The sequence below is a fragment of the Streptomyces sp. NPDC091209 genome (assembly GCF_044757755.1).
Lineage (GTDB): Bacteria > Actinomycetota > Actinomycetes > Streptomycetales > Streptomycetaceae > Streptomyces.
On sequence record NZ_JBIVVR010000012.1, the window covers coordinates 66,361 to 82,033 of the forward strand.

General features: G+C 71.8%; 12 protein-coding genes. 4 read left to right on the forward strand and 8 right to left on the reverse strand.

The annotated features are described in order from the left end of the window. Window positions 1–19 precede the first annotated feature (19 nt). From ACIQRL_RS30725 to ACIQRL_RS30745, 5 genes are all read right to left on the reverse strand, one after another. A complete protein-coding gene (locus ACIQRL_RS30725; protein ID WP_401337623.1) occupies window positions 20–2,062 on the reverse strand; it encodes an endo-beta-N-acetylglucosaminidase in 2,043 nt (680 codons plus the stop codon). Between the two features lie 204 nt (window positions 2,063–2,266). After that, window positions 2,267–3,508: a glycosyl hydrolase gene (locus ACIQRL_RS30730; protein ID WP_401337624.1), complete on the reverse strand. Its 1,242-nt coding sequence runs from the start codon at window positions 3,506–3,508 to the stop codon at window positions 2,267–2,269. A 93-nt stretch (window positions 3,509–3,601) separates the two neighbouring features. After that, on the reverse strand, window positions 3,602–4,519 hold the full coding sequence (locus tag ACIQRL_RS30735) for a carbohydrate ABC transporter permease (RefSeq protein ID WP_401337626.1): 918 nt from the start codon (window positions 4,517–4,519) through the stop codon (window positions 3,602–3,604). Then, on the reverse strand, window positions 4,516–5,511 hold the full coding sequence (locus ACIQRL_RS30740; protein WP_401337628.1) for a carbohydrate ABC transporter permease: 996 nt from the start codon (window positions 5,509–5,511) through the stop codon (window positions 4,516–4,518). The genes ACIQRL_RS30735 and ACIQRL_RS30740 overlap by 4 nt, the downstream gene beginning before the upstream one ends. Before the next feature lie 6 nt (window positions 5,512–5,517). After that, a complete protein-coding gene (locus tag ACIQRL_RS30745) occupies window positions 5,518–6,807 on the reverse strand; it encodes an ABC transporter substrate-binding protein (RefSeq protein WP_401337630.1) in 1,290 nt (429 codons plus the stop codon). Between the two features lie 218 nt (window positions 6,808–7,025). On the opposite strand from ACIQRL_RS30745, the gene ACIQRL_RS30750 reads away from it, so the two are divergent. Both ACIQRL_RS30750 and ACIQRL_RS30755 read left to right on the forward strand, forming a co-directional pair. After that, the gene (locus tag ACIQRL_RS30750) at window positions 7,026–8,072 is read left to right on the forward strand and encodes a LacI family DNA-binding transcriptional regulator (RefSeq protein WP_401337632.1); all 1,047 of its coding nucleotides are present in this window, start codon (window positions 7,026–7,028) and stop codon (window positions 8,070–8,072) included. A gap of 294 nt (window positions 8,073–8,366) precedes the next feature. Continuing rightward, window positions 8,367–9,710: an amidase gene (locus ACIQRL_RS30755; protein ID WP_401337634.1), complete on the forward strand. Its 1,344-nt coding sequence runs from the start codon at window positions 8,367–8,369 to the stop codon at window positions 9,708–9,710. 183 nt (window positions 9,711–9,893) lie between these two features. On the opposite strand, the gene ACIQRL_RS30760 is transcribed toward ACIQRL_RS30755, so the two are convergent. Next, on the reverse strand, window positions 9,894–10,070 hold the full coding sequence (locus ACIQRL_RS30760) for a hypothetical protein (protein ID WP_401337636.1): 177 nt from the start codon (window positions 10,068–10,070) through the stop codon (window positions 9,894–9,896). A 529-nt stretch (window positions 10,071–10,599) separates the two neighbouring features. Between ACIQRL_RS30760 and ACIQRL_RS30765 the strand changes: the two genes are divergently transcribed. Together ACIQRL_RS30765 and ACIQRL_RS30770 are read left to right on the forward strand one after the other, a co-directional pair. Continuing rightward, window positions 10,600–11,160, forward strand: a complete 561-nt coding sequence (locus ACIQRL_RS30765) for an inositol oxygenase family protein (RefSeq protein WP_401337638.1) — start codon at window positions 10,600–10,602, stop codon at window positions 11,158–11,160. A gap of 660 nt (window positions 11,161–11,820) precedes the next feature. Continuing rightward, window positions 11,821–12,627, forward strand: coding sequence for an SDR family oxidoreductase (locus tag ACIQRL_RS30770; RefSeq protein WP_401337640.1), 807 nt, complete (start codon window positions 11,821–11,823; stop codon window positions 12,625–12,627). 64 nt (window positions 12,628–12,691) lie between these two features. Here ACIQRL_RS30770 and ACIQRL_RS30775 read toward each other — a convergent pair whose 3' ends face one another. Both ACIQRL_RS30775 and ACIQRL_RS30780 read right to left on the reverse strand, forming a co-directional pair. Next, the gene (locus ACIQRL_RS30775; RefSeq protein WP_401337642.1) at window positions 12,692–14,206 is read right to left on the reverse strand and encodes an SDR family NAD(P)-dependent oxidoreductase; all 1,515 of its coding nucleotides are present in this window, start codon (window positions 14,204–14,206) and stop codon (window positions 12,692–12,694) included. A 102-nt stretch (window positions 14,207–14,308) separates the two neighbouring features. Further along, window positions 14,309–15,637, reverse strand: a complete 1,329-nt coding sequence (locus ACIQRL_RS30780; protein ID WP_401337644.1) for a wax ester/triacylglycerol synthase family O-acyltransferase — start codon at window positions 15,635–15,637, stop codon at window positions 14,309–14,311. Window positions 15,638–15,673: the final 36 nt, after the last annotated feature.

Genomic DNA, 15,673 nt, shown 5'->3' on the forward strand with positions numbered 1-15,673 from the left:
GTGCCGGTGAGGGCGAGGGTTACCAGGTGTGGGTGGTCGTCGCGGGGGTCGAGACCGTGAACAGCTCCCCCACCGACCGCAGTTCGAACAGCGCGGCCGTCTCGCCCTGTTCGGGGGTGAGACCACCGACGTAGAAGGCGCTCTGGCAGGTTCCGCCGAGGAAGCGGCGGCTGCCGTCGGGGAGGATCCGGTACAGCTCGTAGTGGCGGGTGGCTCCCGCCGTCGCGTCGTCGGCCGGGCCGGGGGCGGCCTGCCAGGCGAGGCGCAGGCTGCCGCCTTCGGCGTCGGTGACGCGCAGGCCGGTGGGCGCGGCAGGGGTCACGACCGCGTCCCGGACGGCGAGAGCGCCGAGTCGCCAGCGCACCGGGGCTCCGGCACCGGTGAGCCGGACGCCCAGGGCCCTTACGGTCCCGGGCAGTCCGCCGAGCGGCACGGTGGTGGTCTGCCAGCCGTCGCCCGACGCCGGCCCGTCGGCCGGCGTCAGCGGAATGTACGTGTACGGGGGTGCCCCGCCGGCCGTGTCCGGGTCGGCGGTGGCGACGGCGAGTTCCAGGGCCGCGTCACCGGTGTCGGTGCGGTGGGTCAGCTCGACGACCGTGTCCGGGCCGAGCGGGAGCCGCGTCGCGTACAGGTCCAGGGTGGCCGGTTCGTCGAGGTCGCCGGAGACGAGGAGGCTGCTGCCGCCGCGCCAGGCGTCCGCGAAGTCGAAGGTGACCGAGGGCCGTTGGCCGGTGGTGCGGACCACCCAGCGGCGCGGGGGAAGCCGGTCCTGCAGACCGAGGTGGTTCCAGGCGGCCTCGGACGTGGCGCTGCCGTCCTCGTACCACTTCAGGCCGTGGCCGGTGTTGAAGACGGTCGCGAACGGGACGGAGGTGACGGTGGACCGGTCGGCGACGGAGACGGCGGGGGCGCGCCATGCCGCCGCCGGGTCGGGTGCTGCGGGGTCCAGGGACGCGCCGGTCCAGAACGCGTCGTCGGCCGCGTGGAAGTCACCGGGTGTGCGGCTCGCGGGGAGGTGGTTGCGGGTCCACTCCGGCCGGTAGAAGCCGATGGAGGCGATGTGCGCCGAACCTGTCGGCACGATGGCGTCCCAGTTCACCGAGGCGCTCGTGCCGTTCGCCTCGACGTCGACACCGGCCCACAACTCGTACCGGTCTCGGCCGAGTTGAATGGCCGTCGTCCCCGAGGAGGCGAGGCTGCTCCGGGACCAGCGGAAATCGAGGAACATGGAGTCGGCGGCCTGGAAGAACGCCTTGTTCTGGCTGTTCAACGCGCCTTGCCAGCTCACCGTGCCGTTCACGGTCATCGCGTCGTACCAGGTCACGCGCTGTCCCTCGGCCGTGCCGAGTTCTCTCAGTTCGCGCACGAAGCCGAGCATGTCGGTGGCGAGCGCGGTGTTCCCGCCGCCGGTCTCGGCGTTGATGAACCAGCCGTCGAAGCCGTACGCGGCGGCGACCGCGACGAGTTGCGCGGCGAGCGGGAAGTGTCCGCCGGAGTCCTTCCGCACCAGATCGCGCGTCCACCGCAGTTGGCCGCCGTAGGCGACGGGCGGCAGGAACACATTGCCGAGGACGGGTACGCCGTGACGGTGGGCGGCGTCCACGATGGGCGCGTTGGGCGCGAGGATCAGTCCCTCGCCCGACGAGCCTCCCCAGAAGACGAGTTCGTCGATGTACGACCAGTGCGTGAGCGCGTAGTAGTCGGCTGTGGCCGCGCCCTGGGCGGGGTTGCCCGATGTGGGACCGAAGGAGACCAGGGACTGGACGCGGGCCTGGCCGGAGCGGGCCGTGGTGTTCGCGGGGACCGGAGTGAAGCGCGGGGCGAGCGGCACGGTGGCGGCGTTGAAAGCCAGGTCCGTGTCGCTGTCGGCGCTCCATGACGTGAGTCCGCGCCAGGTGATTCCGGCGCCCGGGGTACCCGAGGGCAGCGAGTCGGGATACCAGTAGGAGGCGTACGGCTGGAGGTCACGGCCGACGGCTGCGGCCGTGCCCGGCAGGCCGGGGGCGAGCCCGGCGGCGGCGCCGGCGCCGGCGAGCAGGACGGTGCGTCTGCTGAGGTCCACTGTGTGCTCCGTATCGTTGGGGGACGGTCTACGGTGCTGGGGTCGTGCGGTGGATCGCCGCGCAACGGATCAGTGCCGGGGTCGTGCGGTGGATCGCCGCGGCGCGGATTCGGTGCCCGGGCCCTGCGGTCGGGGATCGCCGCGGCACGGATTTCGGTGCCGGGGCCGTACGGTCGATCGCCGCGCAACGGATCAGTGCCGGGGTCATGCGGTGGCGTGGCCCGGTGTGACGACCTCGGTGATGCCGCGGGCGGCGAGGTGTTCCTTGTCGGCGGCGCGGCTCGCGAGGACGGTGGTGGGTCGGACGCCGTCGGCGGTCAGCCGGGCGAAGGCCTCGAAGACGGGGCCGCCCGGCGCGCAGACCGAACGGCCCGGCGTGGTGTCGACGACCAGCGCGGTGGTGCGCGGGGCGGGTGCCTCGTCCGGACGGCCACGGCGCTCCTCGACGATCCTCGCGATGCTCTCCCCCGCGGGCTTGGTCCGCCGGTCGTTGGTCAACAGGCCGAGGCCGTATTCGAGTTCGGGGAAATCGGCGAGGTCGCGGCTGACGTCGTGCGAGCACCACCAGGTCACGCCCCACAGATCCGGGCAGTCCAGGGCGTTCGCGACGGTCGCCTCGGTGAAGGCGGCCGCGTGCTCGGCGGGGATCAGGGGAGCGGGCGCGCCGACCTCCTGGAGCCAGACCGGCCGGTGCGGGTCGTCGGCCCAGGCCTTGGACAGCTCGATGAGGTAGGCGGCGTGATGCTCGGTGGCGACGCCGGTTCGGCCGTGGCGCTGCGCCGTCCCGTTGAACACCCATGAGTGCACGGCGGTCATCGCGCCGAGCCGGGCGGAGTGCTCCGGCGTGAACGGCTGGTCGTCCTGGTACCAGGAGGCGTCGTACGCGGCGTGCAGATGCGTCCTGCCCGGGGCGCCCTCCTCGCAGGCGGCCAGCAGACGCGTGAGCCATTGCCCGGCCTGGACGGCGGTGACGCGGTCGGGGTCGGGGTGCGGTCCGGCCGCGAACTGGTTGACCTCGTTGCCGATCGTCATCCCGACGAAGTTCGGCCGGTCGGCGAGGGCCGCGGCCAGGGTCCGCAGGTAGTGCGCCTCCCCCTCGACCACGTCCGGAGCGGTGAAGATGTTCCGCCGGTGCCAGGTCCGCGTCCAGGCCGGCAGGAAGTCGAAGCTCGACAGATGTCCTTGGAGGCCGTCCACGGCGACGTCGAGTCCCCGTTCGGCGGCCGCGTCGGCGAGCGCGACGAGCTGCTCGACGGCCCGTGGGCGGATCAGCGTCCGGTTGGGCTGGAAGTAGGGCCACAGCGGGAAGACGCGGATGTGGTCCAGGCCGAGCGCGGCGACGGAGTCGAGATCGGCGCGTACGGAGTCCAGGTCGAAGTCGAGCCAGTGGTGGAACCACCCCTCGCTCGGGGTGTAGTTGACGCCGAAGCGCACGGCAGAGGGCATACGGGATCCTTGCGAATCGGAAGTACGGGAGTGCGCAGGACAGCGGCACAGCGGTACGGAGGCACGGGGTCGGCGGCGAACTGCGCGCCGGGGTCAGCCCTTTACGGCTCCCTCGCCCACCCCCCGGAAGAAGTACCGCTGGAGACAGGCGAAGAGGGCGATCAGCGGCGCCACGGCGATGACCGTGCCCGCGGCGACGAGCCGTTCGTCGTTGGCGAAGGTGCCGTGCAGATAGTTGAGTCCGATGGTCAGGGTGAACTTCGACGGATCGCTGAGCACGATGAGCGGCCACAGGAAGTCGTCCCAGGCACCCATGAAGGCGAAGATCGCGACGACGGCGAGGGTGCCCCTCACCGAGGGCAGCGCGATCCTGAGGAACCGCTGCCAGACGTCGGCACCGTCGACGAAGGCCGCCTCCTCGATCTCGTAGGAGAGGTTGAGGAAGGCGTTGCGCATCAGCAGCACGTTCATCGCTCCGACGCAGCCCGGCAGGACGACCCCGATGAGCGTGTTGTTCAGGCCGAGTTCCCGCATGGTGGTGAACTGGGCGATGATGATGCCTTCGACGGGCACCAGCATGGCGAGGACGAAGACCAGGGTGGCCGCACGTCGGCCCCGGTAGCGCAGCCGGGCCAGGGCGTAGCCCGCGAGTGCCGAACCCACGCAGTTGGTGACGACGTTCGCGCCCGCCACCTTGAGCGAGTTGAGGGCGTAGTCCCAGACGGGGATGGTGTCGGCGACCCGCTGGTAGTTGTGCAGGGTCGGATGGCCGGGGAGGAACGTCGGCGGTGAGCTGAAGACGTCCTCGGTCGGTCCCTTGAGCGAGGTGGACAGCTGCCACAGGAAGGGGCCGACGGTGAGTGCGAGGACCCCGAGCAACAGCACGTAGCGCAGGGCGAGTTCCCAGGCGCGGATACGGCGTCCATGTTCGTCGGTGACACCGCGGCGGCGCGGGCGGCGCTCCTCCTCCGGTCGCCGCTCGACGGCACGCGCCTTCTCCAGCACGCTCATGTGTCCTCCTTCCGGTCGGCGCGCAGCACGAGCAGCATCAGCGCGACGGTGACGACGAAGACGACGACCGAGAGGGCCGACGCGTAGCCGACCCGGCCGGTCAGTCCGGTGCCGGTGCGCTGGACGAGCATCACGAGGGTGGTGTCCTCGCCGGCCGGACCGCCGTCCGGGCCCGCCATCAGGTACACCTCGGAGAACACCTTGAAGGCGGCGACCGAGGAGAGCGCGGCGACCAGCACCATGGTCGAGCGGACCGCCGGCACGGTGACCGTGAGGAAGCGGCGGACCGCGCCCGCGCCGTCCACCGAGGCGGCCTGGTGGAGTTCGCGGGGCACGTTGGCGAGCGCGGCCAGGTAGATGACCATGTAGTAGCCGAGGCCCTTCCAGACCGTGACGGCCATGGCGCTGAGCAGGAGCAGCCACTGGTCGCTCAGGAATCCGACCCTGCCGATCCCGACCGCTTCCAGCAGCGCGTTCACGAGGCCGCGTTCGTCGAGGAGCCACACCCAGATGAGCCCGACCACGACGATCGACGCGACGACCGGCGTGTAGAAGGCCGACCGGAAGACGGTGATGCCGGGGATGTTCTTCTGGACGAGGAGGGCGAGCAGCAGCGGCAGCAGGACGAGCGCGGGGACGACCCCGAGGACGTACAGCGTGCTGTTGCGCAGCCCCGTCCAGAACATCTCGTCGTGCAGGAGCTCCCGGAAGTTGGCCAGGCCGACGAACCCGCCGGGGATCAGGGTGCGGCGGTCGGTGAAGGAGTTGACCACCGTCGACACGAACGGATACAGGATGAACACGGCCACGACCAGGAGTCCCGGAGCGGCGAACAGCCAGGGACTGCTGCCCAGTTGGCGCCGTACGCGGGTGCCTGGCCGCCGCGCGTCTGCCCCTCGCCCCGGAGAAAGGGGTCGCCTCCCCCGGGCAGGGGGTCGCCGCCGGCGGGCGAGCGGCCGAGGCTCCCGCGCGGTGCCGGAAGAACTCGCCATGTCCGCTCAGCCCTGCTGCCGAAGCAGTGTGTTGCAGGCCTTGACAGCGTTGTCAAGAGCCGTCTCGGGGCTCTCCTTGCCCTGGAGCGCCTTGGCCACCTCGTTGCGCAGCGCGGTCTTCATCTGCTCGCTGAACAGGACCGGCGTGTAATTGACCGCGTTCTTCAGCGACTTGGCGGCGGCGATCCGCACGCGCGTCTCGTCGGTGCCGTCCTCCTGGGTGAAGTACGGGTCGTCCAGGGATCCCGCGGTGCTCGGGAAGATCGCGACCTTCTTGGCGAAGGACATCTGGTTCCGCGCGTCGGTGACGTAGTGCGCGAAGGCGACCGCGGCCGGGGTGTGCCTGGTGCGCGAGTTGACCATCACGCCCATCACGTACATGTTCACCTTGCCGGTGCTGGTGATCTGGTCCGTGATGCCGATGTTCCTGTAGAGGCTCGGCGCCTGCTTCTTGAAGTTGCCGAGATCCAGGGCGCTGCCCGGGTTCATCGCGACGGCACCGGTCAGGAACTTCCTTCCGGACGACTCCGGGGTGGCGGTCAGCGCCTGTGCGTCGAGCGCCTTGGCGTCGTACAACTCCTTGTATTTGGTGAGGAGTTCGACCCCCTTGGTGTCGTTGAAGGAGAACGCGCTGCCCGCCTTGTTCATCAGCTCGACGCCGTAGCGGCCGAAGTCCTCGACCGTGGGCACGTTGGCGAGGGTGGCGACCTTTCCGTCGCTCTTCTTCGCCAACCGGAGCGCGTCCGTGAAGAGTTCGTCGTACGTCGTCGGCGGCCGGGCCGGGTCGAGCCCGGCCTGCTGGAAGAGCGACTTGTTGTAGAACAGCGGCCCGGTGTTGAGGTACCAGGGGAAGGCGTAGGTGCCGGTCATGCCCGGGATCCGGTGGCCGGCCCAGGCGCCGTCCAGGTACTCCTTCTTGTACCGGGAAGCCGACTTGTCGAGGTCGAGCGCGAGCCCCGCCTTGGCGAGCGGGGCCACGAGGTCGGGCGAGACGTTGACGACGTCGGGCAGGGTGCCGCCCGCCGCGTCCGCGCTGATCTTGTCGGCGTAGCCCTCGGCGGGCTGGTCGATCCACTTCACGTGGGTTCCCGGGTACTTCTTCTCGAAGCCGGCGATCACCCCCTCGAAGTAGGCCTTGAAGTTGGCCCTCAGGTTCCAGGTCTGGAAGGTGATGTCGCCCTCGATCTTGCCGGAGGCGTCCGTCGATCCACCGCCGCTGTCGGTGGAGCCGCAGGCGCTGAGCGGCAGGACGAGGGCGACGGCGGCGGCGACAAGTGCTCTGCGGGGTAAGGACACGGTGACAGGCTCCCTCGAGGTGTCGCGGACGGTGGCGCCAGCGACCTTGCCCGGCGGGCTTCGAGGAAGTCAATGCATTCGCACCCACTAAAGGAATCCGTCTAGCATTAGTGCAGGTCAGAGCAATATCAACACCCACTTGCACACGATCACTAATGCGCTTTAGGCTGCGATCGCTCAAGCGCATTAGTGCGCCCACCGGAGAAGGGGGAGCCGAGATGCCGACGGCCAGGCGGTCCCCCGCGCGCCGTCCGACGATGAAGGACATCGCGCGGCGCGCCGGGGTCTCCGAGAGCGCGGTCTCCTTCGCACTCAACGACCGGCCCGGAGTCTCCGAAGTGACCCGCGACCGGGTGCGCCGGGTCGCCGAACAGCTCGGCTGGCGGCCCAGCACGGCGGCGCGCCAGCTCTCCGGCGAGGGCGCGGCCACCGTCGGTCTGGTGGTGGCGCGCCCCGCCGACACCCTGGGCGTGGACTCGTTCTTCCTGCAGCTGATCTCGGGAATCCAGGAGGTGCTGGCCGAGCGCCATCTCGGGCTGCTCTTCCAGGTGGTCGAGGACGTCGACGCCGAGTGCGCGGTCTACCGGCGCTGGTGGGCGGAGCACCGGGTGGACGGCGTGCTGGTCGTCGACCCGCGGGTGGACGATCCGCGTCCGGGTCTCCTCGACGAACTGGGTCTGCCCGCCGTCGTCATCGGCGGGGCGCCGGACGCCCGGCATCCGGGACTGTCCACGGTCTGGGCGGACGACGCCGGCGCGATGGCCGCGGTCGTCGACGAACTGTACGCCCTCGGCCATCGACGGATCGCGCACATCGCCGGCCTGCCAGGCCTCGCCCACACGGAGCGCCGCATCCGGACGCTGCGGGCGGAGGCGGAGCGGCGGGGGCTGGCCGAGGTCCGCTCGGTGACCACGGACTACTCGGACGCCCAGGGCGCCGCGGTCACCCGCCGGGTACTGGAGAGCGACGCCCCGCCGAGCGCCCTGGTCTACGACAACGACGTGATGGCCCTCGCCGGTGTCGCCACCGCGACGGAGCTGGGCTTCAGCGTCCCGGGGGATGTGTCCGTCGTCGCCTGGGAGGACTCCCCCCTCTGCCGCATGGTCAAGCCCTGGCTGTCCGCGCTCTCCCGCGACACGGTCCAGTTCGGCCGCACGGCGGCCCAGGAACTGACCGCGCTCCTGGACGGCGGCCCGGCGCGGACGGTGCGGGTGCCGGTGCCGCGACTGATCGAGCGGGAGAGCACCGGGCCCCGTCGGGCGTGACGCAAGCTGCCGCCGGGTGCCCGACGAAGGCTCTCGTCGGGCACCGCCAACGGCGAGGCACCCCAGGCGAAACACAAAAAGCCGCGAAATGGGTATTCGGCACTAATCGCCCGAGCATATGATCGAATCACGGCGCGTGCCGCTCACCGGTGCGGGGCATCGGTGAACGACCGTGTGGAAATCGGGAAGGACCGGACCCCGTGTCCGTGGCGGACGACTCTCGACGCGGCGCCCCACTGCGGGCAGAGTGCTCCCCGTAACTACTCGCCAGTACGAAACGAGTGAGGAGCGCCCGTGACCACCTGGGCCGGCCGGACCGCCACCGAGATCTCCGCAGCCGTACGCGAGAAGCGGGTCACCCCCCGCGAGGTGGTGGCCGAACATCTCGCGCGGATCGAACGCCTCGACGGGCGCGTCGGCGCCTTCCGCAGGGTCCGCGCCGAGGCCGCCCTCGCGGAGGCCGACGACCTGGCCACCCGGGATCTCGGCCAACTCCCCCTCGCGGGCGTGCCGGTGGCGGTCAAGGACAACCTGGCGGTGCGCGGCGAGTCGACCCGCAACGGCTCCGCCGCGACCCCGGACACGGCCGCCGCCGAGGACCACGTCACCGTGGCCCGGTTGCGCGCGGCGGGCGCCGTCGTGGTGGGCCTGACGAACGTGCCCGAACTCTGCGTCTTCGGCACCACGGAGGGCCCGTACGGCAACGCCCGCAACCCCTGGGACCTGTCCCGTACGGCGGGCGGGTCCTCGGGCGGCAGCGCCGCGGCGGTGGCCGCCGGGATGGTGCCGATCGCGCTCGGCAACGACGGCATGGGCTCGCTGCGGATCCCGGCCGCCAACTGCGGTCTGGTCACCCTGAAGCCGGGCCACGGCGTGATTCCCGCCGGGATCGGTCACGGCGACTGGTTCGGCATGTCGGAGAACGGCCCGCTGGCCACGACGGTCGAGGACGCCCGGCTGATGTTCTCGCTCCTCGCGGGCATCGAGCCGGCACCGCCCGCGGAGCCCGTCACCCGCAGGATCGCCGTCTCGATCCGCAGCCCCCTGGCCGGCATCCGCGTCAGCCGACCGTATACGAACGCGGCCCGGGAGGCCGCCGCCCTGCTGGCCGAGGCGGGTCACCAGGTACGGTCCGCGAATCCGCCGTACCCGCTCTGGCTGAGCACGACCTCGCTCGCGCACTGGACCGCGGGCACCGCGGTGGACGCCGAGGATCTCGACCCGCGCCGACTGGCCCGGCGCACCCGCGTGCACGCCGCGGTCGGACGCCGCTTCGTGACCGGCGTACGCAAGGGAGCGCGCCGCGAGCAGCTTCGCGGCCGCCTGGCGACGTTCTTCGCGGAGCACGACGTGCTCCTCACGCCGACGCTCGCCCGGCGCGGTCCCGCCTCCGTCGACTGGCACAAGCGGGGCTGGCTGCGCAATCTTCTGGCCAACACCACCTACTCGCCGATGACTCCGCCGTGGAACCTCACCGGCTGGCCCGCGATGTCGGTCCCGTTCGGAAGACTGCCGAACGGCACCCCGTGCGCCGTCCAGCTCGTCGGCCTGCCGGGATCCGAGGCGGCTCTGCTCGACGTGGCCGGACAACTGGAGGTACTGCACCCGTGGCGGCGTACCGCACCGCTCGGCCAGTGACCGCCGCACCCCTGGGCCAGTGACTGCCGCGCCGCCCGGTCTGTGACCGTGGTGCCGCCCGGCCGGGGCCGGTCGTCACATGCCGAAGCCGCGGCCGTTCGTCGGCCGCGGCTTCTCCGCTCGGCAGGGGCGCCGGTCCCGCACGCCCGTGCCGTCGTCGGTCGCGCCGGATCCTCGTGATGGTCAGTCGACGCTGGGCAGGATGTGGGGCTCGGCGAGGTCGTCCTCGTAGCCCGCGAGGCGGATGGGGGCGGACCTGGCCCACACGTCCAGGCTTCCGAGCTTGGTGTCGGACCCACCGCCCAGGCGCTCCGTCTGTTCCTTGGGGCCCTGATCGCGATTCGTCTTCTCTGGTGTCACCGCGCACTCCTTATGTGTCGGGTCACCCTCGGGACGTCGGCGCCCGGTGCTCTCGGGTCGCCTGACGCCCGCTCGGGTCTGAGTCGAAGCAGTTAGGGACGCGGTGGCGCCGGTAACTCATGTGAGAGCAGGCCGTGGTGACCGGCTTGTCCCGGGACGGACCGTGGGTGTGGGTGGACCCAGTAAGGCTGCCCGTCGGCTACAGGGTAACCAAATGAGCAGCCCCCCGCTCTATGGGGCTGAAAACTTGAGGTTACTGTCACACGTCATCCAGGAGTCATCGGGCCGCGATCTGCGGGGATTTGAAACATGATGCCCTCTTCGCGACCACTCATTCGGCTCAATATCGCCCCTCGGCGAGGGCGTCGGGACCGGCCACGGGTATGTCCGAAGTCACCGTCGGCCGCTGGTCGTCACGCACATCCGGTACCGAAGACGCCACGCAGTTCAGGTCCCGTTGGCCGGTTCGCAAGGAGGCCATGGTCTGCTGTCGCACGGCAAACGGCTTTTCTCGCGGGAGGACTGACGCATGGAGCTGCGCAGCGTCGAGGAGCTGATGGACCTGCTGCACGCCTGCCGGGGCGCCTGGGACACCCCGGACGGCAGCGGCGACCCCGTCGATCTGCACGACCACGCTCTGCAGACCGCCGCGCTGCTGCGCCGGGGCCATCCCAGTGACAAGGAACTCCAGGTCGCGGGCCTGGTGCACGACCTCGGGCATCTGCTCAGGCCGGGTGACGACGCCGGGCACGGCGACCGCGCCGCCGACGCGGTACGGCCGCTGCTCGGCGAGCGGGTCTCCCGTCTCGTACGCCTGCATGTGGCGGCGAAGCGCTATCTGGCGACCACGTCGCCCGGCCGCGGGCTGTCTCCGCAGAGCGCGCTCACCCTGGCCGCGCAGGGCGGCGCGATGACCGCGCGCGAGGTGGCCGCGTTCGAGCACGACCCGCTGGCCGAGGACGCGGTGACCCTGCGGCAGGCGGACGACGCCGGCAAGGTCGTCGGCCTCTACGCCGGGGTCATGGAGGACTGGCGCACGGTGCTGGAACTGGTCGCGGAACGTTCCGCGCGGCTCGGGGCCGTGGACTGAGGGCTGTCCCGCCGTCCCCTCGGGCGGGCGCACGACGACCGTTACGGCACCTCGCCGCGCTGCCGGACCGCCCGAACCCGCAGCGCACGAGGACGACCCTTCGCCGGGCGGTTCACCGCGTCCGACGCGGCGCGCCGATCCACCGGGGACGACCGGACAGCCCTTGGCGCCGCCCGCGCCGGGCCGCCCGCCACCGGCGCCACCGCCGGACCCTGAACCGACCACCGCCAGGCTCCAGACCGACCACCGCCGGACCCTGAACCGACCACCGCCAGGCTCCAGACCGACCACCGCCGGACCCCGGACCGACCACCGCCAGGCTCCAGACCGACCACCGCCGGACCCCGGACCGACCACCGCCAGGCTCCAGACCGACGACCGCCGGACCCCGGACCGACCACCGCCGGGCTCCAGACCGACGACCGCCGGACCCTGAACCGACCACCGCCAGGCTCCAGACCGACGACCGCCGGACCCGGGACCGACTGCCGCCCGGCAGTGCGGCTTCCTCCGAGACAGGCCGCGGCACGCGAGCGCCCCACCCCGTGCGGACTCCGCACGGGCGGCACGTCCGCCCTGCCCCTCCCGTCATGCCGGACGGACGGCAGTGATGGCCGCCGAGGCCTGTCGGCTGACGGCCCGTCATGAGACGGTACGCGGATGATGTCGCCGTACGGACTCGAGGGCAGGGCCGCCATCGTCACCGGGGCCTCGCGCGGGATCGGTCTCGCCGTCGCCGAGGCGCTCTCGGGAGCGGGCGCGCGGGTGTGCGTGACCGCGCGGGATCCGGACGCGGTCCGGCGCGCCGCCGAACAGGTCGGCGGTATCGGGCTGGCGGGCTCCGTGGCCGACGGGGCGCATCTGAGGGAGCTGGCCGGGCTGACGCTCCGCACCTTCGGCCGCGTCGACATCGTGGTCAACAACGCGGCGACCAACCAGCCCTACGGCCCCCTCGTGGACGCCGACCCGCAGGCCTGGCGCGACGCGTTCACCGTCAACGTCGAGGCGCCGCTACGGCTGGTGCAGTACGCCTGGCACGCCTGGATGGGCGAGCACGGCGGGGCCGTGGTGAACGTCTGCACGGAGGGCGCCGGACATGTCGGGCCGCAGGTCGGCGCGTACGGCACCAGCAAGGCCGCCCTGCTCCATCTGACCCGCCAACTCGCCGGCGAACTGGCCCCGAAGGTACGGGTGAACTCGGTCTCCCCCGGTCTCGTCCGCACCGAGATGGCCCGGTTCGTCTGGGACCACGCCGAGGACGAACTGGGCTCCGGACTCCCGCTGGGCCGCATCGGACGCCCCGAGGACATCGCCCGCGCGGTGACCTGGCTGGCGTCCGACGCGGCCGAGTGGATCACCGGTGCCGACCTGCTGGTCGACGGCGGAACACGGGTGAGGGCGGCCTACCCGGGCTCCCCGGGCCACACCGTCCACGAGCGGCTCCGGGCACGGACTCCCGACGGGTGACACACCCGGGCCCCCGGCCGACCCGACGCCCGCGCCCGTCGCCGTCGACCGGAGCCCCGACCTGCTACCACTTGCCCGGCGCGTAGTCCTTCATGAAGACGCCGTACAGGTCCTCGCCCAGCTCGCCGCGGACGATCGGGTCGTAGACGCGGGCCGCGCCGTCGACGAGGTCGAGGGGGGCGTGGAAGCCCTCGTCGGCCAGGCGCAGCTTGTCGTAGTGCGGGCGCTCGTCGGTGATCCAGCCGGTGTCGACCGAGGTCATCAGGATGCCGTCGGTCTGGAACATCTCCTGGGCGCTGGTGCGGGTCACCATGTTCATGGCGGCCTTCGCCGCGTTCGTGTTCGGGTGGCCCGCGCCCTTGTAGCCACGGCCGAACACACCCTCCATCGCCGAGACGTTGACGATGTACGCGCGCCCCGTCGGCGCCTTGCGGGCGGCCTCGGCCATCCGCGCCCGCAGCGCGCTGATCAGGATGAACGGCGCCGTGTAGTTGCAGAGCTGGGTCTCCAGCAGTTCCACGGGGGAGATCTGCTCGATGGTCTGCACCCAGGTGTTGCTGTCGACGACGTCGGGGACGAGGCCGCCCGCGTCGATGGCGGTGCCCTCACGGTGGCGGACCACACTGGCGTTGCCGGCGACCAGGGCGAGGTCGGCCACCTTCTGCGCGTCAAGACCGGAGACGCCGACGGGCAGCGCCGTCAGTCCGTCGACCGCGCCGGAGTTGAAGGCGCCGATGACGTGGCTCGACGGCAGTTCGCCGGCCGGCAGCGGGGCGCTCTCGCCCTCGACGAGCGCGGCGTAGGCGGAGGGCAGCCGGCGCACGGTCTGGGTCGCGTTGTTGATCAGGATGTCGAGCGGGCCCTGCTCGGCGACCTGGTCGGCCAACGCCACGGCCTGGGCCGGGTCGCGCAGGTCGATGCCGACGACCTCCAGGCGGTGCATCCAGTCCGCCGAGTCGTCCATGGCCTTGAAGCGGCGGATGGCGTCCTTCGGGAAGCGGGTGGTGATGGTGGTGTGCGCACCGTCACGCAGCAGGCGCAGCGCGATGTACATGCCGATCTTGGCGCGGCCGCCGGTGAGCAGCGCCCGCTTGCCGGTGAGGTCGGTGCGGGCGTCGCGCCGGTCGCGGTTCAGGGCGGCGCAGTCCTGGCAGAGCTGGTGGTAGAAGTAGTCGACCTCGACGTACCGCGTCTTGCAGGTGTAGCAGGAGCGCGGGCGCTGGAGTATCCCCGCGATCTTGCCCTCCTCCGTCACCGACGACGGCAGGATGCCCTCGGTCTCGTCGTCGATGCGCTGGGCGGAGCCGGTCGCGGTGGACTCGGTGACCTGCTTGTCGTGGGCCGTCTTGGCGGCGCGGCGCTCCTGGCGGCGGCGCTGCTTCACGGTCCGGTAGACGCCCGCGGTGGCACGGCGCACCGCGATGGCGTCGGGGTGGTCGACGTCGATCTTCTCGAGTTCGTCGAGCACGCTGAGGCAGACGGCCAGCCGCTCGGGGTCGATACCGGGACCGAACGCGACGGCCGCCACATCTGTCGTGTCCACGGCGGGGGTCGCCCGGCCGTCCTCTGTCACCGTCATCGCTGCTGCCGTTCCTCGGGTTGTGCGCCGCGTTCGAACCGCGCTCGCTTTCGAAGGCGGAATTTTACGGACCAATCGCGCGCGGCACCAAACCCGTGGTGATCAAGGCGTGCAGGCGGTGATCAGTTCGCGCACCTCCTCGGTCAGGGAACGGGCCAGCAGATCGAGGTCCGGCACGGCCTCCGCGTCGGCCACGAGCCCGTAGTGGACGCTTCCCCGGTACGTCGAGACGGCCACCGCGAGAGCCTGCCCACGGGCCAGCGGGGCGAACGGGTAGACCTCGGTGAGCGGGCATCCGCCGAGCTTCAGCCCGAGGCTGGGCAGCGGCACGCTGGTGACGAGGATGTCGAACAGCAGCCGGGCGGCCTGGCCCACGACCGGACCGCCGAGCCGGTGCCCGAGCGGCGGTACGTGGTCCGCGAGCAGGGCGACGGCGCCGGCGCCCCGGTTGGGTCCTGCGTCCTTGTTCCGGTCCATCGCCGTCCTTACGGCACGCAGCCGGCCGAGCGGGTCCGGGTCGTCGACGGGAAGCCGTATCAGGTAGCCGGAGAGCCGGTTGCCCTGCGGGTGCGCGGTACGCGGCCGGCGCCGGGAGACGGGGATCAGGGCACGCGGGGAGACGCCCTCGCTGCCGTCGCCGCGTTCGTCGAGCCAGCGGCGCAGTGCGCCCGCGACGACGGCGATCAGGACGTCGTTGACGGTGCCGCCGACGGTCTTGCGGACGACGTGCACGTCGTCGAGGTCGATGATCACACCGGCGGTGCGCCGGGTACCGGTGGGCGCGGAGGTGAGGGCGGGCGAGGACTGCACGCCGAGTGTGGCGCGGGCCACCGAGGTGCCGATGTCGAGGGCGCGGCCCACGTCGGAGAGGGTGCCGCGGACGAGGCCGGGCAGCTTGCGGACGTCCGGGAAGAGCCCCCGGGGCGGCTCCACGGGGCGCGGACGGGGTTCCGGCAGGTCCACCGGGTCCATGATGGCGGCGGCGAGCATGAGCGCCCTGAGGCCGTCGGCGAGCGCGTGGTGGAACTTGAACAGCACCGCGAAGGACACGCCGTCCTCGCCGGGCAGGACATGCGCCTCCCACGGCGGCCGGCCGCGCTCCAGCGGGCGTTCCATCAGCCGGCCGGCCTCGGCGTGGAAGTCGGCGGTCGGCTTGTGCAGCAGGACGTGGTCCAGCGGCTCGAAGTCGGGTGCGGGCTCGCGGGCCGCACCGCCGAAGGCGAGGGGGGCCAGCGGCTGCCACACGTCGCGGATCCGCATGCGCAGCCCGGGGACGGCGGCGGCGCGGGCCGCGAGCAGGTCCGCGGCGTGGGCGCCGGCGGTGGGCGAGTGCGCGGCGAAGACACCGAGGGCGCCGAGGTGCATCGGGTGCCGGTCGGACTCGATGTTCCAGAACGCCAGGTCGAGTGGTGCGAGGAGGTCGGAGATCAAAGGCTTGCTCTCGCGTCGACGACGGGTGAACTTGCA